The 24,358-nt window shown below is 72.3% G+C and carries 24 protein-coding genes; 4 read left to right on the top strand and 20 right to left on the bottom strand.

Annotated features, from left to right (window positions below):
• Positions 1 to 96 precede the first annotated feature (96 nt).
• The 3 genes from KV381_RS19895 to KV381_RS19885 all read right to left on the bottom strand — a co-directional run bounded on the left by KV381_RS19895 (position 97) and on the right by KV381_RS19885 (position 3,500).
• Positions 97 to 831, bottom strand: a complete 735-nt coding sequence (locus tag KV381_RS19895) for an RloB family protein (RefSeq protein ID WP_218785893.1) — start codon at positions 829 to 831, stop codon at positions 97 to 99.
• Positions 831 to 2,099 (bottom strand): ATP/GTP-binding protein, encoded by a 1,269-nt coding sequence (locus KV381_RS19890; RefSeq protein ID WP_218785891.1) that lies wholly within the window; start codon positions 2,097 to 2,099, stop codon positions 831 to 833. The genes KV381_RS19895 and KV381_RS19890 overlap by 1 nt, the downstream gene beginning before the upstream one ends.
• 117 nt (positions 2,100 to 2,216) lie before the next feature.
• Positions 2,217 to 3,500 (bottom strand): adenylosuccinate synthase, encoded by a 1,284-nt coding sequence (locus tag KV381_RS19885; protein ID WP_030082081.1) that lies wholly within the window; start codon positions 3,498 to 3,500, stop codon positions 2,217 to 2,219.
• 186 nt (positions 3,501 to 3,686) lie between these two features.
• On the opposite strand from KV381_RS19885, the gene KV381_RS19880 reads away from it, so the two are divergent.
• The 3 genes from KV381_RS19880 to KV381_RS19870 all read left to right on the top strand — a co-directional run bounded on the left by KV381_RS19880 (position 3,687) and on the right by KV381_RS19870 (position 5,406).
• Positions 3,687 to 4,568 carry a hypothetical protein gene (locus tag KV381_RS19880; RefSeq protein WP_030082079.1) on the top strand — a complete coding sequence of 294 codons (882 nt, stop codon included), beginning with the start codon at positions 3,687 to 3,689 and terminating at the stop codon, positions 4,566 to 4,568.
• 32 nt (positions 4,569 to 4,600) lie between these two features.
• Complete coding sequence (locus KV381_RS19875; protein WP_030082077.1) at positions 4,601 to 4,873, top strand: DUF1876 domain-containing protein; 273 nt, start codon at positions 4,601 to 4,603, stop codon at positions 4,871 to 4,873.
• Positions 4,874 to 5,064: 191 nt separating this feature from the next.
• Positions 5,065 to 5,406: a hypothetical protein gene (locus KV381_RS19870; RefSeq protein ID WP_193464638.1), complete on the top strand. Its 342-nt coding sequence runs from the start codon at positions 5,065 to 5,067 to the stop codon at positions 5,404 to 5,406.
• Positions 5,407 to 5,416: 10 nt separating this feature from the next.
• Here KV381_RS19870 and KV381_RS19865 read toward each other — a convergent pair whose 3' ends face one another.
• From KV381_RS19865 to KV381_RS19785, 17 genes are all read right to left on the bottom strand, one after another.
• Positions 5,417 to 6,622, bottom strand: coding sequence for a cytochrome P450 (locus KV381_RS19865; RefSeq protein WP_218785889.1), 1,206 nt, complete (start codon positions 6,620 to 6,622; stop codon positions 5,417 to 5,419).
• A 103-nt stretch (positions 6,623 to 6,725) separates the two neighbouring features.
• Positions 6,726 to 7,394, bottom strand: coding sequence for a response regulator transcription factor (locus KV381_RS19860; RefSeq protein ID WP_030082071.1), 669 nt, complete (start codon positions 7,392 to 7,394; stop codon positions 6,726 to 6,728).
• Entirely contained in the window at positions 7,391 to 8,734 is a 1,344-nt protein-coding gene (locus KV381_RS19855; protein ID WP_098023952.1) for a sensor histidine kinase, read from the bottom strand. Before KV381_RS19855 ends, KV381_RS19860 begins: the two co-directional genes overlap by 4 nt.
• 130 nt (positions 8,735 to 8,864) lie before the next feature.
• Positions 8,865 to 9,692, bottom strand: coding sequence for an NAD(P)H-binding protein (locus tag KV381_RS19850; RefSeq protein ID WP_086777873.1), 828 nt, complete (start codon positions 9,690 to 9,692; stop codon positions 8,865 to 8,867).
• Between the two features lie 105 nt (positions 9,693 to 9,797).
• Complete coding sequence (locus tag KV381_RS19845; RefSeq protein WP_030082066.1) at positions 9,798 to 10,721, bottom strand: alpha/beta hydrolase; 924 nt, start codon at positions 10,719 to 10,721, stop codon at positions 9,798 to 9,800.
• 136 nt (positions 10,722 to 10,857) lie between these two features.
• Positions 10,858 to 12,105 (bottom strand): kynureninase, encoded by a 1,248-nt coding sequence (gene kynU, locus KV381_RS19840; protein ID WP_030082064.1) that lies wholly within the window; start codon positions 12,103 to 12,105, stop codon positions 10,858 to 10,860.
• Positions 12,098 to 12,946, bottom strand: a complete 849-nt coding sequence (locus tag KV381_RS19835; protein WP_193464640.1) for a tryptophan 2,3-dioxygenase family protein — start codon at positions 12,944 to 12,946, stop codon at positions 12,098 to 12,100. The genes kynU and KV381_RS19835 overlap by 8 nt, the downstream gene beginning before the upstream one ends.
• 139 nt (positions 12,947 to 13,085) lie before the next feature.
• Positions 13,086 to 13,499 (bottom strand): DUF3151 domain-containing protein, encoded by a 414-nt coding sequence (locus tag KV381_RS19830; RefSeq protein WP_030082060.1) that lies wholly within the window; start codon positions 13,497 to 13,499, stop codon positions 13,086 to 13,088.
• A 47-nt stretch (positions 13,500 to 13,546) separates the two neighbouring features.
• Positions 13,547 to 15,046: a DHA2 family efflux MFS transporter permease subunit gene (locus KV381_RS19825; protein ID WP_103537949.1), complete on the bottom strand. Its 1,500-nt coding sequence runs from the start codon at positions 15,044 to 15,046 to the stop codon at positions 13,547 to 13,549.
• Between the two features lie 164 nt (positions 15,047 to 15,210).
• Positions 15,211 to 16,374: a MalY/PatB family protein gene (locus KV381_RS19820; protein ID WP_030082056.1), complete on the bottom strand. Its 1,164-nt coding sequence runs from the start codon at positions 16,372 to 16,374 to the stop codon at positions 15,211 to 15,213.
• A gap of 91 nt (positions 16,375 to 16,465) precedes the next feature.
• Positions 16,466 to 17,497, bottom strand: coding sequence for a class II fructose-bisphosphate aldolase (gene fbaA, locus KV381_RS19815; protein ID WP_030082054.1), 1,032 nt, complete (start codon positions 17,495 to 17,497; stop codon positions 16,466 to 16,468).
• A gap of 160 nt (positions 17,498 to 17,657) precedes the next feature.
• The gene (gene pyrE / locus KV381_RS19810) at positions 17,658 to 18,197 is read right to left on the bottom strand and encodes an orotate phosphoribosyltransferase (RefSeq protein ID WP_030082052.1); all 540 of its coding nucleotides are present in this window, start codon (positions 18,195 to 18,197) and stop codon (positions 17,658 to 17,660) included.
• 43 nt (positions 18,198 to 18,240) lie between these two features.
• Complete coding sequence (locus tag KV381_RS19805) at positions 18,241 to 19,065, bottom strand: aldose epimerase (protein WP_030082050.1); 825 nt, start codon at positions 19,063 to 19,065, stop codon at positions 18,241 to 18,243.
• A gap of 55 nt (positions 19,066 to 19,120) precedes the next feature.
• On the bottom strand, positions 19,121 to 20,098 hold the full coding sequence (locus KV381_RS19800; protein WP_218785886.1) for an SRPBCC family protein: 978 nt from the start codon (positions 20,096 to 20,098) through the stop codon (positions 19,121 to 19,123).
• An 88-nt stretch (positions 20,099 to 20,186) separates the two neighbouring features.
• Entirely contained in the window at positions 20,187 to 21,788 is a 1,602-nt protein-coding gene (locus KV381_RS19795) for a polyamine aminopropyltransferase (protein ID WP_030633557.1), read from the bottom strand.
• A gap of 67 nt (positions 21,789 to 21,855) precedes the next feature.
• Positions 21,856 to 22,377, bottom strand: coding sequence for a DUF2617 family protein (locus tag KV381_RS19790; protein ID WP_030082045.1), 522 nt, complete (start codon positions 22,375 to 22,377; stop codon positions 21,856 to 21,858).
• A 323-nt stretch (positions 22,378 to 22,700) separates the two neighbouring features.
• On the bottom strand, positions 22,701 to 22,997 hold the full coding sequence (locus KV381_RS19785; RefSeq protein ID WP_030082043.1) for a hypothetical protein: 297 nt from the start codon (positions 22,995 to 22,997) through the stop codon (positions 22,701 to 22,703).
• Positions 22,998 to 23,135: 138 nt separating this feature from the next.
• On the opposite strand from KV381_RS19785, the gene KV381_RS19780 reads away from it, so the two are divergent.
• Positions 23,136 to 24,332 carry a pyridoxal phosphate-dependent aminotransferase gene (locus KV381_RS19780; RefSeq protein WP_030082041.1) on the top strand — a complete coding sequence of 399 codons (1,197 nt, stop codon included), beginning with the start codon at positions 23,136 to 23,138 and terminating at the stop codon, positions 24,330 to 24,332.
• Positions 24,333 to 24,358 lie beyond the last annotated feature (26 nt).

The following is a 24,358-nucleotide window of genomic DNA, read 5'->3' as shown; positions in this document are numbered from 1 at the left end:
GGGGGGTCGATGTCTGCGCTGTGCAAAGGGGTACGGCCGTGGGCAGCGAGCCCCCCGGCCATGTGCGTCAAGGACGACGACGTACGTCGAGGCAGCCTAATAGCCGCTGAGGAGAAGTCCGTCCTCGACGAAATTCCAGACGTCGGTGTACGGATCCCACTTATCAGGATTGGCCGATTCGACGCGATTATTGATCGCCTTCGCGAACTTCTTGGCGTCCTTGTACCGCTGCCCGTCCTTGCTCAGCACCTGTTCCTCGCGCATGTGCTTGGACTGCTGCTCGGAGACGGTACGAACCTGCCGACCGTACGTCGCCGCGAAACCGGGCCGGGAGCGGAGCCGGCTGTTGGCGTCGCCGCATACGCCGCCGAAGCTGCTGGTGTAGTTCGTGTAGTGCAGGAGCCGCCAGAGCTCGAAACAGGGGTGGGAGTAGGCGATCTTGACGCCTTCCTTCTCCGCGAGCTGTCTGGCCTCGCGGATGTTCAGGTGGTCGTCACGGTCGAAGATCACCCACACCTCGGGGTAGTTCCAGTCCTTGGGCACCAGCCCCGCGTCCCGGGCCTCCCGCTCGACCTTGCGCAGGGTGCGTACGGCGTCCTTGACCATGGCGTACGGCTTGCGGTGCTTGCCTACGGCGTTCTCGTTCTCGAAGTGGTGATCGACGCCACGGCCCGGCGTGGCCTGCGTGCCGTTCTTCACGATGATGTCGATGTACTCGGGCTCGGTGACCTCGCCCTCGGTGAAGATGTACACCTGGCGTGCGCGGCTCGCGCGGCCCTTCGCTCCGCCCTTCTTGCGGGAAACGCTGTCCCCTCCCCTTGGCCTCGCCATCAGCCCTCCTCCGCCTCCATCTGCGCCAAGTCGTCCGTCCGCACCAGCCGCCGCCCGATCTGCCCTTCGGATACTTTCGGTACCGCGCCGAAGGAGCCCGCCAGGTACGACGCCATCAGGTCTTCCTCGTCGGTGGGCTCCCAGTCCGCGACGGACGACAGCTCCGTCGCGCCCCGCTCGTCCTTCTCGGTGAGCCAGAGCTGGCCCGGCTCCAGGAGCCGGCCGCCGCCAGGGGTGCGCAGCAGGGAAGGGTCATGGCCGGTAAAGACCAGCTGCGCGCCCTTCGGGTTCACCCAGGGAGCTTGGAAGAGACGGATGACCTCGGCCGCGAAGCGCGGGTGGAGGCTGGCGTCCAGTTCGTCGATGAGGAGGACGGCGCCACTGTCGAGGGCGAGCAGGAGCGGGCCGATCAACGCGAACCAGGAGCGGGTGCCCCAGGACTCGGCAGACCAGTCCAGCGCCGTGCGCTCTCCGCCGCCCGCGTGGATCAGCCGCACCACAGGGCGCCCGGACGAGGTCTGCTCGACCTCTACCTCGGCGATGCCCAGGTCGGCGACGCGCAGCAGTTCCTCGGCCCGTCGCCGGAAGTCCTCGTTCCTGAGCAGGTTCACAGCCGTGTAGTCCTCGCGCTGAGTGCGCTCGGTCTCGGGCGTAACGTCCCACAGGTTGTTCTTGAACCAGTCGAAGACAGGGGTGAGCTGCTCGTGGCCGTCATTGGCAGCCCGGGTCAAGAGGAGGGCGTCCTGCCTGGTCGTACGGGCCAGGCGGGTGCGGTCGTGGAGCCGGTCGCCCGGGAAGTCGAAGGGCTTCTCGCGGCCAGCGTCCCGGTCGAACCACACCTGACGGCGGCCCTTGGGATAGGCGTAGAGCCACTCCGCCTCGATCCGCCGTGCCCCAAGCTCGAATCCGTACGTCCAGCGGACACCGTCACCGAGGACGAAGTCCGCCTCGTACAGGGAGGTCTCCTCTGCCGCTTTCGGGTCCAGGGCGAACTCGTCCCGGGGAATGCCGTCGTAGGACGTCCAGTCGGCATAGGAGCGCATCACCGCATGCTTCATGTTCTTCAGCGCGGCGATGACATTGGACTTGCCTGAGGCGTTGGCTCCGAAGACCCCGACGACGGTGTGCACCGGGAGCAGGTTGCCGTCGGAAAGGGCAAGCTCGCGCGCGGCGGCCTGCTCCCTCTCGCTCCCCTCGGACGCGACGAACGACAGCTCCTGCTCGTCGCGCAGGGACCGGACGTTCGCCACCCGGAATCTCAGCAGCATCCTGGCTCCTTCATGGCGGACACATTAGTCACACCATCCAGCCCGCGTATGCGGGTGTGCGGCGGCGGACGACGCGTGGTGTCGTCGTCCGCCGCCGCGGTGTTGCTCGCCCGTTCCCTACAGGAACGAGTTGATCTCGATCGTCTCGGTCCGGCCGGGGCCGACGCCGATCGCGGAGATCGGGGCGCCCGACATCTCCTCCAGGGCCTTCACGTACCCCTGCGCGTTCTTCGGCAGGTCGGAGAAGGTCTTGGCCTTGGTGATGTCCTCGGACCAGCCCGGCAGGTTCTCGTAGATCGGCTTCGCGTGGTGGAAGTCGGTCTGGTTGTACGGGAGTTCCTCGACGCGCTTGCCGTCGATCTCGTACGCCACGCAGACCGGGATCTGCTCCCAGCCGGTGAGGACGTCCAGCTTGGTGAGGAAGAAGTCGGTCAGGCCGTTGACCCGGGTCGCGTAGCGCGCGATCGGGGCGTCGAACCAGCCGCAGCGGCGGTCACGGCCGGTGGTGACACCGCGCTCGCCACCGATGCGCCGCAGCGCCTCGCCGTCCTCGTCGTGCAGCTCGGTCGGGAACGGACCGGCGCCGACCCGCGTCGTATAGGCCTTGAGGATGCCGATGACGCGGCTGATCTTCGTCGGGCCGACACCGGCGCCGGTGCAGGCGCCGCCCGCCGTCGGGTTCGACGAGGTGACGAAGGGGTACGTGCCGTGGTCGACGTCGAGCAGGGTGCCCTGGCCGCCCTCGAAGAGCACGACCTTGCCCTCGTCGATGGCATCGTTCAGGATCAGGGTCGTGTCGGCGACGAACGGCTTGATCTGCTCCGCGTACTGGAGCATGTCCTCGACGACCTTGCCGGCCTCGATGGCCCGGCGGTTGAAGACCTTGGCCAGGAGCTGGTTCTTCTGCTCCAGGGCCGCCTCCACCTTCTGCTCCAGGATCGACTCGTCGTAGAGGTCCTGGACGCGGATCCCCACCCGGTTGATCTTGTCGGCGTACGTCGGACCGATGCCCCGGCCCGTCGTGCCGATCTTGCGCTTCCCGAGGAAGCGCTCGGTCACCTTGTCGAGCGTGACGTTGTACGGAGTGATCAAATGAGCGTTGCCGCTGATCAGAAGCTTGGACGTGTCGACGCCTCGCTCGTTCAGACCGCTCAGCTCGGAGAGCAGGACCGCCGGGTCGACCACGACACCGTTCCCGATGACCGGGGTACACCCCGGCGACAGGATTCCGGAGGGGAGGAGATGCAGTGCGTACTTCTGGTCGCCTACGACGACCGTGTGACCGGCGTTGTTACCGCCTTGGTATCGCACGACATAGTCCACGGATCCACCGAGGAGGTCGGTGGCCTTCCCCTTGCCCTCGTCACCCCACTGAGCACCGAGCAGCACAAGTGCGGGCACAGGCGTACACCCCTTCCGGGCGGGGCATGTCCAAGGTCAGGGGGCGTACGTAAAGGTCGTACCTGCCGCACGACGATGTACGGCAAAGCCTGAGCCGTCGAACCGGGTGCCCCGGAATAGACGAAGCCCCTGGCGCAATAGCGCAAGGGGCTCTTGCACCAAGATGCTACCCGAGGAAGGACCGAGGTGTCGGCTGCAGAGCCCCCCGACGACGGCGACGACCAGCTCCTGGTGGTCATCGACCCGGTCGCCCGCCGGACCGACGGCGAGTCCGTGCGCATCGCCAAGGACGTGCTGAGCGCCGGCTCGCACGCCAAGATCTGCCTTCCGGACACCCCCGAGGAGTTCGCCCGGGCCCTGTCCCGGCGGGGTGCGCGGCGGCCCGTGGTGGTCGGCGACGATCACGCGCTGCTGCGTGCGGTGGCCCAGCTGCACCGCGAACGGGAGCTGGCCGCCGGCGTCCTCTCCCTGATCCCGGTCGGCGCGGCGCACGCCCTGGAGGTGGCCCACGCCCTCGGCGTCCCCCGGGGCGCGGTGGCCGCCGCCCGGACCGCGCTCGACGGCGCGGTGCGGCGGCTGGACCTCCTGGTCGACGACAGCGACGGCGTGGTCCTCGGCCGCCTGCGCATCCCCGCCCCGGCCCCGCAGCCCGGCCCGGGCGGCCCGCCCTCGGGCGTCACGGCCGTCTGGGACACCTGCCGCTCGCTGGTGACGTCCCTGGTCCGCCCGGCCCCGGTCGCCGCCGCCACGCACCCGGGCGCCCACCGCCTGCGCATCGAGGCGGACGGGGTGCTGCTGAGCGACCTGGACACACCGGTCCGGGGCGTCTCGGTGACCTCGCAGGGCGGCGGCGGGCTGGCCGACGTGGTCGTCCGCACCGCGTCGGGCGAGGAGGTGACGGCGGAGGCCAAGGCCGTCACCGTCTCCGGCGCGGACTTCCGCTACCGGGCCGACATACAGACCGGGGGCCCGGTGCGCACCCGGACCTGGACGGTCCGGGCGGGCGCCTGGGGGCTGATGCTGCCGGGCCCGGCGAGCGCGGACGGGACAGCGGGCGCACGCTGGTAGAAGACGCCCGGAACGTCCCGGAGGTGTTCGTCATGACCAGGATCGCTGTCGGATGGCACATCGACCTCGAATTCGAGGAGGACACCCACCGCACCCGCGCGGCGGCGCTCGTCCGCCTCTCCGACGGAACAGAGGTACGCGCCCACGGCTACGCCAGCCGCCACCCCTCGGACGCCGACCAGCAGCGGGTCGGCGAGGAGATCGCGGGGGCCAGGGCGCTGAACGAACTGGCGATGAAACTGCTGACCAAGGCCCACGACGAGATCGACGAGGCATCGGGCCGGAGGTCGTACCCGCTGACGTGACGTCGCACGACAGCCCCCGGCACCTCCAGCCCCTCCGGCCGTTCGAGGAGCGGGGGCGCACCTCCAGCCCCTCCGGCCGTTCGAGGAGCGGGGGCGCACCTCCAGCCCCTCCGGCGTTTGAGGAGCGGGGGTCCGGGGGCAGCGCCCCCGTAAGCGGAACCGCGCCCGCACCCCGCCGCGTCCCCCCGGGCATGGAACCCCAGAACCCTCGGCGCGAAGCCGCCGTCGGCACCGCCGGCTGCCTGACCGCCTTCGCCGGCGCCCTCGCGGGCATCGCGCTGTGGACCCCGTACGGCAAGGACGGTCTCCTCGACGGCTTCGAGGGCGCCACGAACTGGGACGTGGTGTGGTACGGCCTGCCCCTCATGGTCATCGGCGGGATCGCCGCGGCGCTGGCCGTCTTCGCCGCGGTCCGCGGCCGCTGGCTGCGGGCGCTCGGTCTGGTCGCCGCCGTCGCAGGACTCGCCGCGATCGGTTACGCCGTCGACGCCCTGGCCGGTCCGCCGCGGCCGGAGTGCTCCAACCCCTGCTGACCGCCCCCGCCTACACCTCCGCCCGCAGCTCCTTCAGCCCCCGGATCACATACCCCGGGTGCCACTCCGGCTCCGCCGTCATCCGCAGCGCGGGCGCCTTCCGCAGCAGCTCGCCGAAGGACGCGGCCAGCTCCAGCCGGGCCAGCGGGGCGCCCAGGCAGAAGTGGATGCCCGCGCCGAAGGTGATGTGCGGGTTGTCCGTACGCGACAGATCCAGGACGTCCGGGCGGGCGAACCGCTCCGGGTCCCGGTTGGCCGAGCCGAACAGCAGCGCCACCTCCGCCCCGCGCCCGATCACCTGGCCGTCGATCTCGATGTCGTCCAGCACCCAGCGCTCGAACATCTGCAACGGGGTGTCGTAGCGCAGGAGTTCCTCGATCGCGGTGGGCAGCAGCGCCGGGTCGGCGCGCAGGGCGGCCAGCTGTTCCGGGTGGTGGAAGAGGGTGCGCCAGCCGTTGACGGTGGTGTTCACCGTCGCCTCGTGGCCCGCGTTCAGCAGCAGCACACAGGTGGAGATCATCTCCTGCTCGGTGAGCCGCTCGCCCTCGACGTGGGCGGCGATGAGCGCCGAGATCAGGTCCTCGCCGGGGTCGGTGCGCCGCTCGGCGATCAGCCCGCGCAGATACGCGGAGAAGTCGACGGAGGCCCGGACGGCGGCGGCCGCCGTCTCCTCCGAGGGGTTCAGCTCGAACATTCCGCAGATCGCCGCCGACCAGGGCCGCAGCAGGCCCCGGTCCGCCTCCGGGACGCCCAGCATCTCCGCGATCACCGCGACCGGCAGCGGCTCCGCGACCTCGGCCAGCAGATCCCCGCCGCCCTTCGCCACGAACGCGTCGACCAGCTCGGCCGCCAGCCGCCGTACGGTCGGGGCCAGGTTCTCGACCGTACGCGGGGTGAACGCCTTGGAGATCAGCCGGCGGATCCGCGGATGGTCGGGGGCCTCCAGATCGAGGATGCCCTGCCCGTTGAGCGTGGTGAACGGCTCGTGCGCGGCGGGCGGCGGGGTACGGCCGAACTCCTCGTGGCTGAAGCGGTGCAGATACGTCCGGCCGAGCCGCCGGTCGCGCAGCAGGGCCGATACGTCGGAGTGGTGCGGGATCAGCCACTGCCCCGTCGGCTCGAACCAGTGCGCCCGGCCGGTGGCGCGCAGCGCGGTGTAGGCGGGGTAGGGATCGGCGACGAACGCGGGCGACCAGGGATCGAAGGACACGTGCATGATCCGACGCTACCCGCGCCCGCGCCCGCCGCAAGGCCCCCGGCACAGGTCCGGGGCTCCCACGCTCGCCGGAAGGCCCCGGACAGCTCCGGCACAGGTCCGGCTACCCCGGGGTGACCAGCCGCGCCTCGTACGCGAACACCGCCGCCTGGGTCCGGTCGCGCAGCCCCAGCTTCACCAGGATGCGGCTGACGTGCGTCTTGATCGTGGACTCGGCGACGATCAGGTGCGAGGCGATCTCCGCGTTGGAGAGGCCCTGCGCGATCAGGACGAGTACCTCCGTCTCGCGCTCGGTGAGATCGCCGATCCGGGCCAGGGCGGGCGGCCGCGGGGTCTCCGCGAGCTTGGAGAACTCGGTGATCAGCCGCTTGGTGACCGTCGGGGCGAGCAGCGCCTCGCCCGAGGCCACCACCCGTACCCCGTCGGCGAGCTGCCGGGCGGAGGCGTCCTTGAGGAGGAAGCCCGAGGCCCCGGCCCGCAGCGCCTGGTAGACGTACTCGTCGAGGTCGAAGGTCGTCAGCACCAGGACCTTCGCGTCGGCGTCCCGGGCGACGATCTCGCGGGTCGCCTCGATGCCGTTCATCTCCGGCATGCGGATGTCCATCAGGACGACGTCCGGGCTCAGGGCGGCGACCTGGGCGAGGGCCTGCTGCCCGTCCACCGCCTCGCCCACGACGGTGATCCCCGGCATCGCGTTGAGCAGGACCGAGAAGCCCTCGCGGACCATCATCTGGTCGTCGACGATCAGGACCCGGATGTCGGTGTCGCTCATGCCCGGCCGTCCTGTACGCGTTCGATGACGACCGTTTCGCCGTTGCCGTTGCCGTCGGCCGGCTCCCGGGACTCCGGCTCCGGGGACAGCGGTACGGGGAGGAAGACGGCGACCTCGTAGCCGCCGTCCGCCGTCGCTCCGGCCGTCATCTCGCCGTTCAGCATCGCGACCCGCTCCCGCATCCCGGTGATCCCGTGCCCGGCCCCCGGCGAGGGCTTGACCAGACCGCGCGGCGGCCCGTTGACGATGCGCAGCCCGAGCCCGCCGAGGACATAGCCGAGCTCGACCCTGGCGGAGGAGCCCGGCGCGTGCCGCAGGGTGTTGCTCAGGGCCTCCTGGACGATCCGGTACGCCGACAGCTCGACGCCCTGCGGCAGCTCGCGGACGGCCCCGGTGATCACCTTCTCCGTCTCCAGGCCGGTCTCGCGGACGTTGTCCAGGAGCCCGTCGAGCGCGGCGAGAGTGGGCTGCGGGGCGTCCGGGGCCTCGTAGTCCTCCGCCCGTACGACCCCGAGGACGCGGCGCAGCTCGGTGAGGGCGGCGACGGCGTTCTCCCGGATGGTGACGAAGGCCTGCTCCAGCTCCGGCGGCGGGTTCTCGACCCGGTAGGGGGCGGCCTCGGCCTGGATCGCGACGACGGACATGTGGTGGGCCACCACGTCGTGCAGCTCCCGGGCGATGGTGGTGCGCTCCTCCAGCAGGGTGCGCCGGTCGCGCTCGACGGCGGTGACGGTGCGCTGCACGGTGACCTCGCGCTCGGCGTCGCGCCGGATCTGGACCACGGCGACGACCAGCAGCGCGAAGGCGGAGAGCGTCGCCAGCGGCGCGGTGATCGACGGGTCGCCGCCCTCCACCAGCATCCCGAACAGCAGGGTCAGCAGCCACATCCAGGCGGCGGTACGGGGCCGGGTCCGGGCGGCCACGACCACCAGGACCACCAGCTGCGCCCCGAAGGCGCTCGGCCCCCACAGCCCCTCGCTGCCCAGGACCGCGCAGAAGACGGTCGCCAGCATCGACGCCCAGAACGCGGCGACCGGCCTGATGAGGGTCATCGCCACCACGATCGCGGGGACCAGCCCCATCAGGAGGCGGAACTCCCACTCGGCGAACCCGGCCATCATCACGAGGAAGGCGGCGAACAGCACGAGGGCGTGCGGGGCCCAGACGGCGCCCCTGCGCAGCCCCTCGGGCAGCCGCCGCATCAGCCGTCCGTCGGGGTTCAGCGGCGGCAGGGGCCGGTAGGCGAACGCCTGGCGGAAGAGGTCCTCCCGCAGGCCGTCTATCGCCGCTGCGGCTGCCCGGAACTCCGGGCCACTGTTCTTCGTCTGGGTCTCGGTCACGCTTCCACGGTAGGCGGCGGCGGACGGCGGGTCGTCACCATCGGTGCGGATTCCGGGGCGTCCGTCTCAAGGACTACCCGCCTCCGCCGTACCGCTTCAAGGGCCGGATAACCCCAGGTCAGCAGCGCTTTCAGGACTGCGCGCGGAAGTGCTCCGCGTGCTCCTCGGCCCACTGCGCGAAGGTCCGCGCCGGCCGCCCGGTGACCTTCTCCACCGTGTCGATCACGGTCCGGCCCTCCGGCGGCGTGTCCCGGTAGACGCCGATCAGGAACGCGATCACGTCCTCCGGCATGCCCTGGCCCCGCCAGCTCTCCCGCGCCTGCTCCTCGGTGAGCTCGACCAGCTCGACGTCCGCACCCCGGGCCGCGCCGACGGCCGCCGTCTTGTCGCGGACGGTCAGCACCTGCGGTCCGGTGACCAGGTACTCCTGGCCGCCGTGACCGTCCTCGGTGAGGGCAACCGCCGCCACCGCCCCGATGTCCGACTCGTGGACCATCGCGCTCAGCCGGTCGACGAAGGGCTCGCGCACCACGCCCTCGCTCCTGATGCCCGGCGCCCACTCCAGCGCGTTCGCCATGAACTCCACCGGCATCACGACGGTCCAGTCGAAGCCGCTCGCCCGTACCGCGCTCTCCATCGGGGTGCCCCCGCCGCCGTGCAGCACGGTCACCCGGCGCACGCCCGCCTCCCGGGCCAGGCCGAGGATCTCCTCACCGGTCTCCAGCGGGGCGAAGAGGCCGCCGCCGAAGGTGATGAGGTGCAGTCCGGTCACCCCGTCCAGCGCGGGCTCCAGCGACGCCGGGTCGGTGAGGTCTCCGCGTACGACGTCGACGCCGGCCGGAAGCTCCGCGCGCGCCGGGTCGCGGGTCAGCGCCCGGACGTGCTCGCCGCGCTCCAGCAGCTGCTCGACCACGCGGCGGCCGACCGTTCCCGTTGCTCCGGTCACCAGGATCGTCATGAGGTTCTCCTTCGTCGGTTGCGACTCCGCCCGAGCGGCACAGGACCAACGTAGAGAGCCTTGCGGACACCTCCGGTCCGCAATCGGGGCGGCCCGGCGGGGAACTCACCAGGCGAGCTGGGTGATCTCCTCGGCCACCACGGCGCAGGCGTCGGCGGCCGGGTCGATCAGCGGGAAGTGCCCGACGCCGCCGAGCAGCGTCAGCCCGACCGTCTCGCCGGACCTGGCCGCCGCGTCGACGTACGCCTCGGCGACGGCCTTGGGCACGACGATGTCGTCGACGCCCTGGACGATCGCGGTGGCGATCCCGGTCGGCAGCAGCACCCCGGGGTCGGCGTGCGCCGCCCGCTCCTCGAAGTCGGCCTTGCCGCCCAGGAGTTGGTCGACCGCACCGCCGCACACCCCGAGCCCGGCCGCCGTGGCGAAGTCCGCGATCGGGGCCAGCGCGACGACTCCGCGCAGCGGTGGCGGGGCGGGCAGCCGCCACGGCGACCCCTCGGGCAGGACGTGCCGCGCCGCCGCCCACAGGGCGAGGTGGCCGCCCGCCGAGTGCCCGGCGACCACGATCCGCCGCACATCGGCGCCCGGCAGCTCACGGGCGGCCAGCGCGGGCATCGCGTCCAGGGCCGCGGCCACGTCGTCGAAGGTCTCCGGCCACCGTCCGGCGACGGGATCGGCGCCGGACGGCCGGGTGTTCTCCGCACCGTCGCGCTGCTGCGGGATGTCATCGCCGCCGCGCCGGTACTCCACGTTCGCCACGGCGAAGCCCCGGCGGGCCAGGAAGTCGGCGAGCGGGGAGGTGTGGACCCGGTCGTACGGGGCCCGCCAGGCGCCGCCGTGCAGAAGGACGACGAGCGGGGCGGCGGTGCGGCCGTCGCGTGGGGCGTAGAAGTCGACGACCTGGTCGGGGTGGTCACCGTAGGCGGCGGTGGCGTCGGGCGCGACGGGCGGATGGGCGAACGCCGACGCGCTCTCCGCCTCGTCCCGATCACGCGCCGCAGAGTCCGGGGAACCCGGGGAATCCGACATGCTGCTCAACCGTCCTATGCCCGTGGCCTGCGCCTGTGTTCTGTACCGGTGTCAGGTGCCCAACTGGGTTGACCTGCGGGGACGGTACCAGCACTCGGCACCGCCCCCGCCCGGTCGAACAGAGGGTGACGGCCCGTCAGCCGACGGTGTCCCCGGCGGGTACCTCGGCCAGCACATCGGCGAGGATCCGCGCCGCCCGTTCCGCGTCGGCGAACCCCACGTACAACGGGGTGAAGCCGAACCGCAGCACGTCCGGCCGCCGCAGATCGCCGACGACGCCCCGCTCGATCAGCCGGCGCATCACGGGCTCCGCCTCCGCGCAGCGCAGAGCGACCTGGCTGCCGCGTTCGGCGTGCGCGGCCGGGGTGACGGAGGCGACCCGGCCCGCCGGTACGTACGCCTCGACGCACTCCAGGAAGAAGTCCGTCAGGGCCAGCGACTTGGCCCGTACGGCGTCCACCGACACCCCGTCCCACACGTCCAGCGCCGCTTCCAGCGTCAGCATGGAGACGATGTCGGGCGTGCCGACCCGGCCCCGTACGGAACCGTCCGCCGGGGCGTAGCCGGCGGTCATGCCGAACGGGTCGGCGTGCGAGTTCCAGCCCGGCAGCGGCGAGTCGAAGACGGCCTGGTGGCGCTCGGCGACGTACAGGTACGCGGGCGAACCGGGGCCGCCGTTCAGGTACTTGTAGGTGCAGCCGACGGCCAGGTCCACCCGGTGCTCGTCCAGCCCGACGGGCAGCGCGCCCGCGCTGTGGCAGAGGTCCCACACCGCGACCGCGCCCGCCGCGTGGACGGCGGCGGTCAGACCGGGCAGATCGTGCAGCCGGCCGGAGCGGTAGTCGACGTGGTTGAGCAGCACGGCGGCGGTACGCGGGCCGAGCGCTGCGAGCACGTCAGCGGGCGCGACGGGCACGATCCGGTGTCCGGTCAGCCGGGCGGCGGCGGAGGCGATGTACCCGTCCGTGGGAAAGGTCGTCGCGTCAACCAGGATCTCGTCGCGTCCCTCCCCCGCGATCCGGACGGCCGCGACGACCGCCTTGAAGACGTTCACGCTGGTCGAGTCACCGACGACGATCTGCCCGGCGGCGGCCCCGACGAGCGGGGCGATCCGGTCGCCGATCCGCTCCGGCGCGGTCCACCAGCCGCTCTCGTCCCAGGACCGGATACGCAGCTCGCCCCACTGGCGGGTGAGGACGTCCTGCACGCGGGCGGGGACGTGGACGGGCAGCGCGCCGAGGCTGTTGCCGTCGAGGTAGACGCCGTCGTCGAGCGCGAAGAGCGCGCGGCGCCCGGCCAGCGGGTCGGTGGCATCGAGCTTCAGCGCCCGCTCGCGGAGGTTCTCCGTCGGGGCCGTGGTCGTGGTGGTCGTGTTCTCAGACATGGCTGCGCGCCGTCCACAGCTCGGGGAACACGTTCTTCGTGGCGCGCTTCTCCAGCCAGGCCACCCCGGCGGAACCGCCGGTGCCGGTCTTGGAGCCCATCGCGCGGCGGGTGGCGACGAGGTGGTCGTTGCGCCAGCGCCACACCAGCTCGCCGACGTCGGTGAGCAGCTCGCCGAGCCGCACCAGCTCGTCGTTCTGGTCGTCGGAGGCGTAGATCTCCGCCCACACCGCCTCGACCTCGGGCGACGGCTCGTACCGCTGGGTCAGGTCGCGGCTGGTGACCGCCTCGGGAACGGCATAGCCGCGCCGGGCCAGCAGGGCGAGGGTCTCGTCGTACAGGCTGGGCTCGCCGAGGGCCTTCTCCAGCTCCGCGTACACGCGGGGCGCGCCCCGGTGCGGCACCAGCATCGAGGCGGACTTGTCGCCGAGCAGGAACTCCATCCGCCGGTACATCGCGGACTGGAACCCGGAGCCCTCGCCGAGGGAGCCCCGGTAGGAGTTGAACTGGGCGGGGGTGAGTCCGGCCAGCGGCCGCCAGGACTCGTTGAGCGCCTCCAGCTCGCGCAGCGAACGCTTCAGGGCGTCGCGCGCGACGGGTATGCGGTCCTCGCGCAGGGCACGGGTGGCGGTCTCCCACTCATGGACGATGACCGTGAACCACAGCTCCATGACCTGGGTGGTGACCAGGAAGACCATCTCGCCGGGATCGTCCGAGCGCAGGTGCTGGAGATGGGTCAGGACATCCGCCTGGACATAGTCCTCGTACGGAGTCGTTCCCGCGAAGTCCAGGTGCGGGGTGTCCGCACCGGTGGCTTCGGGGTCGGGGTGATTCGTCGACATCGCTGTCTCCTCGACACGAGCTTCCGGGTAGCGGTCCGCCCCTTCCGTGAGGTGATGGAGCTCCGGTCCCCTGCTCGCATACTAAGCCGGACCCGCGCGACATGGGCGGCGGGCCCGGCTCGGGAGTACGGGCCCGGGCTCAGCCCAGGATGTCGGCGGCGGTCGGCGAGGAGTCGCGCAGGAACGTCGTGCAGCGCTCGTGCTCCTCGGTCTCCCCGATCGACCCGGCGGCCCGCGCCAGGGCGTGCAGGGCGCGCAGGAAGCCGCGGTTCGGCTCGTGCTCGAACGGGACCGGACCGTGGCCCTTCCAGCCGGCCCGGCGCAGGGAGTCGAGGCCGCGGTGGTAGCCGGTACGGGCGTACGCGTACGACTCGACGACCCGGCCGCCCTCGAACGCCTCGTCGGCGAGCTGCGCCCAGGCGAGCGAGGAGGTGGGGTACTTCGCGGCGACGTCGGCGGGCGGGGTTCCGGCGGCGAGCAGCTCGCGCGGCTCGGGGTCGTCGGGGAGGTGGGTCGGGGCGGGGCCCCCGAGAAGGTTCTCGTGGATGGACATGCCTCAAGTGTGCCTGCCGTCACGCCCCCGGCGGCACCGGGGACCGCTCAGCCGTCGCGGTGGTCCGGCTCCAGCGGCGGGGCGACGACCCCGCAGTGCATCGCGCACTCGGGCCGCTCGCTCCGGGCGGCGGCGGCCGGGGTCCGGACCGTCCACCAGGCGATGACCGCGCCCGCCACCAGCAGCCCGGCGCACATCGGCATCGCCCGCCGGAAGGTCGAGGCGAACTCCCCCGCGTCCCGGTACGCCTCCGGCCCCATCCCGGCGAGCAGCGGCAGGGCGGCCACCGCGATGAGCCCGGCGGCCCGCGCGGCGGCGTTGTTGATGCCGCTGGCGAGACCGGCCCGTCCGGTGTCCACGGCGGCCAGGACGGTCGCGGTGAGCGGGGCGACGACCACGACGAGCCCGGCGCCGAGCACCAGGACGGCGGGCAGCACCTCGGTCACGTACCCGCCGACGGAGGCGCTGTCCGTCCCCACCCGCAGCATCAGGAGCATCCCGGCGGCGGCCAGCAGCGGCCCGACGGTGAGCGGGATACGGGGTCCGATGCGCCGCCCGAGCTCGCCGGACCAGGCGGAGAAGAGCAGCATCAGCACGGTGGTGGGCAGCAGCGCGGTACCGGCCCCCAGCGCCGAGTACCCGGCGACGGTCTGGAGCTGGATCGCGGAGAGGAAGAAGAAGCCGCCGAGGGCCGCGTAGACGCAGAAGGTCACCAGGTTGACCGAGGTGAACAGCCGGGAGCGGAAGATCGACGGCGGCAGCATGGGATCCGCCCGCCGCCGCTCGACGAGGACGAACGCCGCTCCGAGGGCCACCCCGCCGAGCGCCGCCCCGATCACCACCGGCGACGCGCCCCGCCCCGGGGCCTCGATCAACGCGTAGGTCACCCCGGCCAGCGCCAGCGCCCCGAGCACGGCCCCGAGCACGTCGAACCGGCCGTGCGCCGCCGGATCCCGGGACTCCGGTACGTGCCGGAGCGCGACGGGTACGCAGAGGGCGGCGAGCGGCAGGTTGATCAGGAACACCCACCGCCACCCGGGCCCGTCGACGAGCCACCCGCCCAGGAACGGCCCCACGGCCGCCCCGACCCCGCCGAACCCGGACCAGAGCCCCACCGCCCGCGCCCGGTCGTCCGGATGGAAACTGGCCTGGATGAGCGCGAGGGACCCGGGCGTGAGCAGCGCGCCGCCGACGCCCTGGAGGGCCCGCGCGGCGATGAGCACCCCCGCGTTCGGCGCGATCCCGCAGAGCAGCGAGGCGGCCGCGAACCACACCACCCCCACCACGAACACCCGCCGCCGCCCGTACCGGTCCCCGAGCGCCCCACCGAGGAGGATCAGCCCGGCGAGCGTGAGCATGTAGGCGTTGACGGTCCACTGGAGCGCGGCCATGTCGGTGCCGAGATCCTCACCGATGCGGGGCAGGGCCACGTTGATGACCGTGGAGTCCAGCATCGCCATGCCGGACCCGAGCACCGTGGTCAGCACGACCCACCGCCCGACGGAAGAGGCAACCCGAATCTCACCGGGCGCGGGAGCAGCAGCCATGCCCCCAGCTTGCCCCGCCCGGCCCCACCCCGCACACGCTGCCCCGAGCCCGCACATCAAGCCCCTCCGGCGATTGAGGAGCAGGTGCACGGGGGCCCGCACATCAAGCCCCTCCGGCGATTGAGGAGCGGGGGCACGGGGGCAGCGCCCCCGAAACCACCCACCTACCGCACGGCCCCCACAGCCCGCACCAACGCCTCGACCCCCCGGACGACCTTCCCCCGAGGACACCCCACGTTCAGCCGGACAAACCCCGGCGCCCCATAAACCGCACCCCCCATGATCGCCACCCCCTCCCGCTCCACCAGCACCCGCTGCAACGCCGCGTCGTCCACCCCCACCGCCCGCAGGTCGATCCACGCCAGGTACCCGGCCTGCGGCGGCACCCACCCCACCTCGGGAAGCTCCGCCGCCAGCCGCTCCGCAACGTACGCCAGGTTCCCCGCCACGTACGCCCGCACCGCGTCCAGCCACGCCGCCCCCTCCCGGTACGCCGCGATGTGCGCGGTCAGCGACAGCACGGCCGGCGACGCCAGCCCCTCCGCCGTCTCCATCCGCCGCAGGAACTCCGCCCGGTCGTCCGGATCACCGATCAGCCCGTACGACCCGGTCAGCGCCGGAAAGTTGAACGCCTTGGACCCGGAGGTGATCAGCGCCCAGCGCCCGTCGCCCGCCACCCGCGTCCACGGCACATGGCCCCGCCCGACCCGCTCCTCGTGCACGAAATCCGCGTGGATCTCGTCGCTGATCACCGCGACCCCGTACCGCTCGGCCAGCGCGGCCGTCCGCGCCAGCTCCTCGGCCGTCCACACGTACCCCGTCGGGTTGTGGGGCGAGCACAGCACCAGAACCTTCGCGTCGGACCGCGCCAGCTCCCGCTCCAGCGCCGCCCAGTCCCCCACCGGCACCCCCCGCAGCTCGCGCCCGAGCCCGGTGATCGCCTTGCGGAAGCCGTCGTACACAGGGGTGTGGACGACGACGCCGTCCCCCTCCGCCGTCCACATCTGGAGCAGCTGGGAGAGCTGGTTGAGCACCGACGGGCCGTAGACCAGCTGCCCGGTGTCGATCGTGGTGCCGTACCGGGTGGCGTACCAGTGGGCGACCGCCGAGCGGAAGTCGTCGTGCTGCCAGCTGGTGTAGCCGAACACCCCGTGCTCCAGCCGGGCCCGCAGCGCGGCCAGCACCTCGGGGGCGGTGGCGAAGTCCATGTCGGAGATGGTGAACGGCAGCAGCCCGTCCACCCCGAACCGGTCCGCGACCCCGTCCCACTGGACGCACCAGGTGCCCCGGCGGTCGACGACGGCGTCGAAATCGTAGGTCGCACCCACAACAGCTCTCCTTGCTCACTCACGGCTCTCGGCACGGCAACGGGCCCGGCCCCCGAGAACGAGGACCGGGCCCGCTGCGTACGCGTCGTACCTACTTCAGCTTCGTACCGGTGGAGCGCAGGTTCGCGCACGCCTCGGTGACGCGCGTGGCCATGCCCGCCTCGGCGGCCTTGCCCCAGGTGCGGGGGTCGTAGGTCTTCTTGTTGCCGACCTCGCCGTCGACCTTCAGGACGCCGTCGTAGTTGCGGAACATGTGGTCCACGACCGGACGGGTGAAGGCGTACTGGGTGTCGGTGTCGAGGTTCATCTTCACGACGCCGTTCTCCAGCGCGGTGGCGATCTCCTCGGCGGTGGAGCCCGAGCCGCCGTGGAAGACGAAGTCGAACGGCTGGCTGCCGGCCGGCTTGCCGTACTTCTCGGAGACGCCCGCCTGCAGGTCCTTCAGCAGCTCGGGACGGAGCACGACGTTGCCCGGCTTGTAGACGCCGTGGACGTTGCCGAAGGAGGCGGCCAGCAGGTAGCGGCCCTTCTCGCCCAGACCGAGCGCCTCGGCGGTGCGCAGCGCGTCGTCGACGGTGGTGTACAGCTCGTCGTTGATCTCGTGCGTGACGCCGTCCTCCTCACCACCGGTCGGGGTGATCTCGACCTCAAGGATGATCTTGGCGGCGGCGGCCTGGGCCAACAGCTCCTGGCCGATGGCCAGGTTGTCGGCGAGGGTCTCGGCCGAACCGTCCCACATGTGGGACTGGAACAGCGGGTTCAGACCCTTGGCGACGCGCTCCGCGGAGACGGCGAGCAGCGGACGTACGTAACCGTCCAGCTTGTCCTTGGGGCAGTGGTCGGTGTGCAGCGCGATGGTGACGTCGTACTTCGCGGCGACGATGTGCGCGAACTCGGCCAGGGCGACCGCGCCCGTGACCATGTCCTTGTTGTGCTGGCCGCCCAGGAACTCCGCACCACCGGTGGAGATCTGGACGATGCCGTCGCTCTCGGCCTCCGCGAAACCGCGCAGCGCGGCGTGCAGGGTCTGGGACGAGGTCACGTTGATGGCCGGGTAGGCGAACTTGCCCGCCTTTGCCCGGTCGAGCATCTCGGCGTAAGCCTCGGGGGTTGCGATGGGCATCTGACCGCTCCTTGGGATGTGCGGGTGTGCAGGCTGAGTCCCTGACCTGGGGGCGACGTCATCGTCGCCCCCATCTTCCCAGACTCGTCATCCGGCTCCACTCGGCGGACCCGGTTTCACGTGAAACCGTCCGCCGCCCGGGACCGACGGGCCCCGGGGCTCAGCCCAGGTCGAGATCGGCCACCGAGTAGACGTGCACGTACGGCAGCCCGGCCTCGGCGATGGCCGGGGCGGCACCGCGCTCGACGATCACGGCGACGGCGACGACCTCGCCGCCCGCCTCGCGCACCGCCTCGACGGCGGTCAGCGGCGAACCGCCCGTGGTCGAGGTGTCCTCGACGACCAGGCAGCGGCGGCCCTTGACGTCCGTGCCCTCGATCCGGCGCTGCATCCCGTGCGCCTTCTGCGCCTTGCGGACGACGAACGCGTCCAGGCTCGTACCGCGGGCGGCGGAGGCGTGCAGCATCGAGGTGGCGACCGGGTCGGCGCCCAGGGTCAGCCCGCCGACGCAGTCGTAGTCCAGCTCGGCGGTGGCGTCGAGCATGACCTGGCCGACCAGCGGCGCGGCCTTGCCGTCCAGCGTGATCCGGCGCAGGTCGATGTACCAGTCGGCTTCCAGCCCCGAGGAGAGGGTCACCTTGCCGTGCACCACGGCCTTGTCCTTGATCTGCTGGAGCAGGTCAGCGCGTACGTCAGTCATGTCCACGAGGGTAAGCGGTACGGGCCGGGGCCCGGGCCAGGCCCTACGGCCGGTCATCGCCCCGGAGCGGTGTCCAGCTCCAGGTCGTCGCGATCTCCAGCGGGTCGATCGGGGTCACCAGCCGGGGCAGGGTGTTCAGTCCGTTGGGCGGCCCGGACTGCGTCTCCACGCAGACGGCCTCCTCCTGCTCGTCGTAGATCACCACCCACTCGCTGCGGCTCTTCACCGTCAGCTCCAGCCGCTCCGGCCAGGTGAGCTTTACGTCCACGCCGTCGGGCATGCCGAAGCAGTCGTCCCACGGGCCGGGCAGCGGGTCGATACGGCGGCCGGTGGGCAGATGGTCCGCGCCGCGCTCCTCCTGCCAGGCGGCGTCGAAGGACAGCTCGGCGTTCCGGCCGTCGAGCGTGCGCAGGAACCACGGGTGCCAGCCGGCCTGGGCCGGGAAGGAGTTGCCGTACGTCTCGACGGAGAGGCCGAGCGTCAGGGTGTCCTCGGACAGCTCGAAGGTCTGCGTGACCCGGCCCGGGTACGGCCAGGGCTCGGCGAGGTCGTAGTAGAAGGCCGCCCGGCCCTCGGCCACGTCGGCATCGGAGTGGGCGGTGTGCCAGGAGGTGTCCCGGCCGGTGCCGTGGATGGCGTGCGGCGGTGAGTTCAGCGGCAGCCGGTGGAGCTCGTCGCCGTTGCGGAACTCCCCGTTCGCGGTACGCCCGCACCAGGGCACCATCGGGAAGCAGCCGTACCGATCGCCCTGGCGGAGCAGTTCGGCGCCCCCGATCCGCAGGCTGCTGACGCGGCAGCCGTTCCCGGGGTCGATGGTCAACTCGGCTGCGCCGACGGTCAGCCTGACGTTCTCTTCGCTCCTGCTCACACGACGACCCTACTGGCCCGCCGCCGCCTCCGGCTGCCGCTCCCTCCGGCTGTTCCTACCTACGGCGCCGCAGGGCCCGGCCCAGCACCACGGCGGAGGCGAGCGCGAGGGCGGCGGCCGGGGCGACCCACCGCAGGGTCGTGCTCGCACCGCCCGCGTCCGGCGAGGGCACGGGGGCGTAACGGCCGCGCGGGGGCGCGTGGTCGACCTCCTCGGCGCTGCGCCCGATCATGGTGCGGCGGGCGTGCGCGGCCTCGGCGGGCGGTTCGTCCGGAACGGTGAACTCCACCCCTGCGACCGGATCGAGCGAGGGCGGCGGAACAGGCGAGTCGAACACGGACCCGGCCCCGGCCCCGGAGTCATCGCCGCCCGCCCCGGCTTCGGCCTCGGCATCGGCCTCGGCATCGGCCTCGGCATCGGCCTCGGCATCGGCATCGTCCTCGGCCTCAAGAGCAAGCTCCTCGGCATCGGCATCGGCATCGGCTTCAGGCGAGGGCATACCGTCGTCGCCGCCCTCGCCGCCCTCACGGACCTCGTCGCCCTCAAGCCCTTCGGCGACCACCGTGCGGTCCTCCGCGCCGGGCTCCTCGCCCTCGTCCCGCTCCGCCAGCGACTCCGTCACCAGCTGCTGGGTGAAGCGGTCCAGGAGCCGGTGGGCGGCCGCGAGCGCCGCGCCCTCCTCCAGCTCGACCAGCCGCCCGTCCCCGGTCGCCGTACCGCTGTACGTGAGCGTCGTCCCGCCGTCCGCCGCCGTGAGGCCGATGGTCAGGGCCACCTCGACCGCACCGGTGCCCCGGGCCTCCACGCCCTTCCCGGTGACGGAGAAGCGGTCTCTCTCCGGGCCGGTGAGCCGCAGCTCGCCCCGGTAGGTGATGGTGTGGCCGCCGGCCCTGAGCTTCAGCCGGCCCGCCAGCGGCGACGCCGCGTCGGCGTCCTGCTGGAGACCGGGGACGCAACGGGCGACCCGGGCGGGATCGCCCAGCGTGCGCAGCAGAGTCGGGACGGGAACCGGAACGAACACCTCATGCTCCATGGCAACCGAGCCTAATCGGCCCCGGCCCAGGACGTCAGCGCTTCGGCCACCGAAACCCGAGGACCGCCGCCGGGGAGCACGGCCGGGCTCACGCGTCCTCCCGGTACCGCGGGTGGATCAGCGTGGACGGGGCGAGCCCCGGCAGCCGGGCCTCGCCCGCGGCCCGCGCCCCCTCGCGCAGCTCCCGGCCCCCCAGCGACCGCGGTTCGGGCCCTCCAACGGCCAGCGAGGGCCCCGGCACCGGGCCGCCCGGCCCGGCGAGGAGGAAACCCCAGTCCTCCCGCTCCCGTGCGTCGCCGCCGCCCCGGTCCGGGCTCGCGGCGAGACCCGCGTACCGGCCGGTGACGCGGTACGGGCGGGTCACGAGGCCGCCCGCGCGCATCGAGGCCTCCACAGTCCAGAAGGTCTGCGGCCGGGAGCCCAGCGGCCCGGCGTGCACCACGAGCCGCCCGTCCGGGGCCAGCGCCTCGGCGACCAGCCCGTAGAACTCGGCGGAGTACAGCTTCGTACTGGCGGTGATGCCCGGGTCCGGGAGGTCGGAGATCACCACGTCGTAGCGGCCCCGGTCGGACCGGAGCCAGGGGAACGCGTCCGCGTCGACCACGGTGAGCCGCGGGTCGCGGAAGGCGTGGTCGTTCAGCTCGGAGAGGGCGGGGTCGGTGCGGGCCAGTCGGGTGACGGCCGGGTCCAGCTCGACGACGGTGACCGCGCGGACGTCCTCGTACCGCAGCACCTCACGGGCGGCGAGTCCGTCGCCGCCGCCCAGGACGAGCACGCGGGCGCGGGGCCCGTTCATCGCGGGGTGCACCAGCGCCTCGTGGTAGCGGTACTCGTCACGGGCGCTGACCCGCAGCCGGCCGTCCAGATAGAGGCCGAGGGAATCGCGGTCGGCGCCGGTCAGGACGACCTCCTGCACCCCGGTCTGCACGGCGACCCGCACCTGGTCCCCGTACACCGCCCGGCGCGCCGCCCGCTCGAAGTCGTCGACCAGCACCGTGGCGGTGGCCAGGACCGTGATCACCGCGACGTTGACCAGGATCAGGAGCCACCGGGAACGGGAGCTGAGGTCGCGCCGGAACACCCACAGGACCAGAGCGCCGCCGGCCGCCGCGTTGATCGCGCCGGTGAGCAGCGCACCGGTCAACTGCCCCAGCATCGGCAGCAGCAGGAAGGGGAACGCGAGCCCGCCGACGAGCGCGCCCACGTAGTCGGCGGCGAAGAGATCGGCGACGGCCCCGCCCGCGTCCTGCCGGTCGACGCGCTGGATCAGCGTCATCAGCAGCGGGATCTCCGCGCCGATCAGCACCCCGATCGCCAGCGAGAACCCGACCAGGGCGTACTGCGATTCGCCGAGCCAGGCGAACGAGGCGTAGAGCACCAGCGCCGAGGAGCCGCCGATCAGCGCGAGAGCGGCCTCGACCATGCCGAAACCGACGGCGGCATGGCAGCACAAACGTTTCGCGAGTAGCGAGCCGATGCCCATCGCGAACACCATCACCGAGAGCACGACGGAGGCCTGGGTGACCGAGTCGCCGATCAGGTAGGAGGCGAGCGCGACCAGTTCGAGCTCGTAGACGAGACCGCAGGCGGCACAGATGAAGACGGCGGCCAGCACGAGGAACCGGCCGGTCCTCGGCCGTACGGGAAGCCGCGCCGCGCCCCCTCGCAGCGCCATCTGCTGGTCGATCATGGTGCGAACGCTACGTCACGACACCGTCGCACCTTGTCACCCACACGGGTGTAAGTGCCCCTGCCGCTCAGGCCGCGGGCGCGGGAATCCGCACCCCCACCCGGGTCCGGGTCACCACCAACTGCCCCTCCTGCGGATACGCGTGCCAGGTGCGCCACCGCACCTGGCCCTCGGTGCGCTGGGCGAGCATCGCGGTGAAGGCGTACGGGCTGCCGGGGAAGGTGCCGGCCAGCCCGTGCGGGTGGTCGCTCACCAGGGCGAGCAGTTCCTGCGCCCGTCCGGCGAACTGCCCCTGGGTCAGGGTCTCGACGCGCGCGGCGAATTCGTACTCCCAGTCCCCGAGCCGCTTCGCGACGCCGAGGGGCAGGGGGGTGCTGCTGCCGGGCATACAGGCCACGGTCTCGGAGCAGACTCCGCGGTCCTCCTGGAGGAGGACCTGGTGGGAGGCGCCGAGCAGCCTCAGCTGGAGTTCGGCGCCGTCGAGCCGGAGATCGAGGACCGCCAGGGCGGGCAGCGGCTCCCGGCCCAGCGTCCAGGCCAGGTCGGCGGCGCGGGTATCGGAATAGGCCGTCTGGAGGGTGGTGAGCATGGGTGGGCTCCGCAAACACACATGGACACGCAGGGACAGCAGGACGCCCCCGGGTGACTGCGCGTGGGAGGTGGGGAGCGCCCGATCCGGTCCAACTGGGGTCCGAGGGCTGAATGTTCTCTTCAACGAGGGAATCACGAAGTACGCCGCACTCACAGCGCTTTCGCCCAACTTGCCGTGGTTTCCATCCCCTCGGGGGCCCACGGGTTCACTTGTTCAACCGAAAACGTCCGCGTCGCTCAACAAAAAGGCGTCCGGAGGGAGTTCACCCTCCGAACGCCCGGTGCCGGGTCACTGTCGGTGACCGTGCGGCGGTGGCCGGATCAGCTGCCACCCCCGCCGCAGCCGCCTCCGCCACCGCCGCACGACGAGCCGCCGCCGCAGGAGTGGCCGCCGGAATGCCCGCCGGAGCTGCCGGAGTCGCCGCTTCCGCAGGACGAGCCCGAGTCGGTGCCGCCCGCCCACCAGCCGGCGCCGGCGCCACCGGCCGAGGAACTGCTCGCGGAACGCCGACGTCCGGACCTCGACGCCGAGCCGCTCCCGCCACCGGTCTTCCGCAGGACGGTCACCAGCCCGCCGACGACGACCGCGGCGATCACTATCGCGATGAAGACGCCCATGGCCCCCACCCGCCTTTCTTCCCCCGAAGCGAGGTCCCCCGTCGCTTCCCCGTTGTTGTGTGACAGGGGGATGCCCCGCCCGTTCGGGCGCCAAAGCGGACTTGAGCAACTCCAGAGCTTCGGCACAGGATGGCGCCCATGACACAGGGACGAGCGACCCGGGGGAACCCGGCGCAGGAACGACCGCTGCTCAACCGCCGCCTCGCCGCGTTCGGTACGACGATCTTCGCCGAGATGTCCGCGCTGGCCGTGCGCACCGGCTCCATCAACCTCGGCCAGGGCTTCCCCGACACCGACGGTCCGGAGGAGATCCGGGAGGCGGCGGTACGGGCACTGCGCGCCGGCCACGGCAACCAGTACCCGCCGGGCCCCGGCGTCCCGGAGCTCCGTGCCGCCGTCGCCGCCCACCAGGAGCGCTTCTACGGCCTGACCTGGTCCCCGGAGACCGAGGTCCTGGTGACGACAGGGGCCACCGAGGCGATCGCCGCCTCGCTGCTCGCCCTCCTCGAACCGGGCGACGAGGTCATCGCGTTCGAGCCGTACTACGACTCGTACGCCGCCTGCATCGCGATGGCGGGCGCCCAGCGCGTACCGCTCACCCTGCGCGCCCCGGACTTCCGCCCGGACCTCGACGAACTGCGCACCCTGATCACCCCGCGCACCCGCCTGCTGCTCCTGAACACCCCGCACAACCCGACCGGCACGGTCCTCACCCCCGACGAACTGGCCGGCATCGCGGACCTCGCGGTGGAGCACGACCTCCTGGTGGTCACCGACGAGGTCTACGAACACCTGGTCTTCACGGGGGCGCACCACCCGATCGCCGCGCTCCCCGGAATGCGCGGGCGCACGGTCTCCATCTCCTCCTCCGGCAAGACGTTCTCGTACACCGGGTGGAAGATCGGCTGGGTCACCGGGGACGCGCCCCTGGTGGCCGCCGTGCGCGCGGCGAAGCAGTATCTGACCTTCGTCAGCGGCGGCCCGTTCCAGTACGCCGTCGCCGAGGCGCTCGCCCTGCCCGACGCCTTCTTCACCGGCTTCCGCGAGGACATGCACCGCAAGCGCGACCTGCTGGCGAAGGGCCTGCGCACCGCCGGCTTCCGGGTGTACGAGCCGGAGGGGACGTACTTCATCACGACCGACATCGCCCCGTTCGGCGACGAGGACGCCTACGCCTTCTGCCGTGCGCTGCCGGAGCGCTGCGGGGTGGCGGCGGTGCCGAACTCGGTCTTCTACGACGATCCGGAGGCCGGGCGCAGCCAGGTCCGGTTCACGTTCTGCAAGAAGGACGAGGTGCTGGAGGAGGCGGTCGAGCGGCTGGGGCGGCTGGGGTGAAATACGGCGACGGCCCGGGAGGCGGT

The sequence above is a fragment of the Streptomyces sp. WY228 genome (genome assembly GCF_019287315.1).
Classification (GTDB): Bacteria; Actinomycetota; Actinomycetes; order Streptomycetales; family Streptomycetaceae; genus Streptomyces; species Streptomyces caviscabies.
This window is presented reverse-complemented; position numbering and strand designations above follow the sequence as displayed.

Excerpts from the sequence above, each read along its gene's own strand:
- KV381_RS19875 (WP_030082077.1), top strand. The coding sequence starts at position 4,601 with ATGACCAGGATCGCTGTCGGATGGCACATCGACCTCGAATTCGAGGAG.
- KV381_RS19795 (WP_030633557.1), bottom strand. The coding sequence starts at position 21,788 with ATGATCGACCAGCAGATGGCGCTGCGAGGGGGCGCGGCGCGGCTTCCC.
- KV381_RS19790 (WP_030082045.1), bottom strand. The coding sequence starts at position 22,377 with ATGCTCACCACCCTCCAGACGGCCTATTCCGATACCCGCGCCGCCGAC.
- KV381_RS19850 (WP_086777873.1), bottom strand. The coding sequence starts at position 9,692 with ATGACGATCCTGGTGACCGGAGCAACGGGAACGGTCGGCCGCCGCGTG.
- fbaA (WP_030082054.1), bottom strand. The coding sequence starts at position 17,497 with ATGCCCATCGCAACCCCCGAGGCTTACGCCGAGATGCTCGACCGGGCA.
- KV381_RS19800 (WP_218785886.1), bottom strand. The coding sequence starts at position 20,098 with ATGGAGCATGAGGTGTTCGTTCCGGTTCCCGTCCCGACTCTGCTGCGC.
- KV381_RS19785 (WP_030082043.1), bottom strand. The coding sequence starts at position 22,997 with ATGGGCGTCTTCATCGCGATAGTGATCGCCGCGGTCGTCGTCGGCGGG.
- KV381_RS19835 (WP_193464640.1), bottom strand. The coding sequence starts at position 12,946 with ATGTCGACGAATCACCCCGACCCCGAAGCCACCGGTGCGGACACCCCG.
- KV381_RS19865 (WP_218785889.1), bottom strand. The coding sequence starts at position 6,622 with ATGCACGTGTCCTTCGATCCCTGGTCGCCCGCGTTCGTCGCCGATCCC.
- KV381_RS19895 (WP_218785893.1), bottom strand. The coding sequence starts at position 831 with ATGGCGAGGCCAAGGGGAGGGGACAGCGTTTCCCGCAAGAAGGGCGGA.
- KV381_RS19845 (WP_030082066.1), bottom strand. The coding sequence starts at position 10,721 with ATGTCGGATTCCCCGGGTTCCCCGGACTCTGCGGCGCGTGATCGGGAC.
- KV381_RS19890 (WP_218785891.1), bottom strand. The coding sequence starts at position 2,099 with ATGCTGCTGAGATTCCGGGTGGCGAACGTCCGGTCCCTGCGCGACGAG.
- kynU (WP_030082064.1), bottom strand. The coding sequence starts at position 12,105 with ATGTCTGAGAACACGACCACCACGACCACGGCCCCGACGGAGAACCTC.
- KV381_RS19780 (WP_030082041.1), top strand. The coding sequence starts at position 23,136 with ATGACACAGGGACGAGCGACCCGGGGGAACCCGGCGCAGGAACGACCG.
- KV381_RS19870 (WP_193464638.1), top strand. The coding sequence starts at position 5,065 with ATGGAACCCCAGAACCCTCGGCGCGAAGCCGCCGTCGGCACCGCCGGC.
- KV381_RS19830 (WP_030082060.1), bottom strand. The coding sequence starts at position 13,499 with ATGTCCATCCACGAGAACCTTCTCGGGGGCCCCGCCCCGACCCACCTC.
- KV381_RS19860 (WP_030082071.1), bottom strand. The coding sequence starts at position 7,394 with ATGAGCGACACCGACATCCGGGTCCTGATCGTCGACGACCAGATGATG.
- pyrE (WP_030082052.1), bottom strand. The coding sequence starts at position 18,197 with ATGACTGACGTACGCGCTGACCTGCTCCAGCAGATCAAGGACAAGGCC.
- KV381_RS19825 (WP_103537949.1), bottom strand. The coding sequence starts at position 15,046 with ATGGCTGCTGCTCCCGCGCCCGGTGAGATTCGGGTTGCCTCTTCCGTC.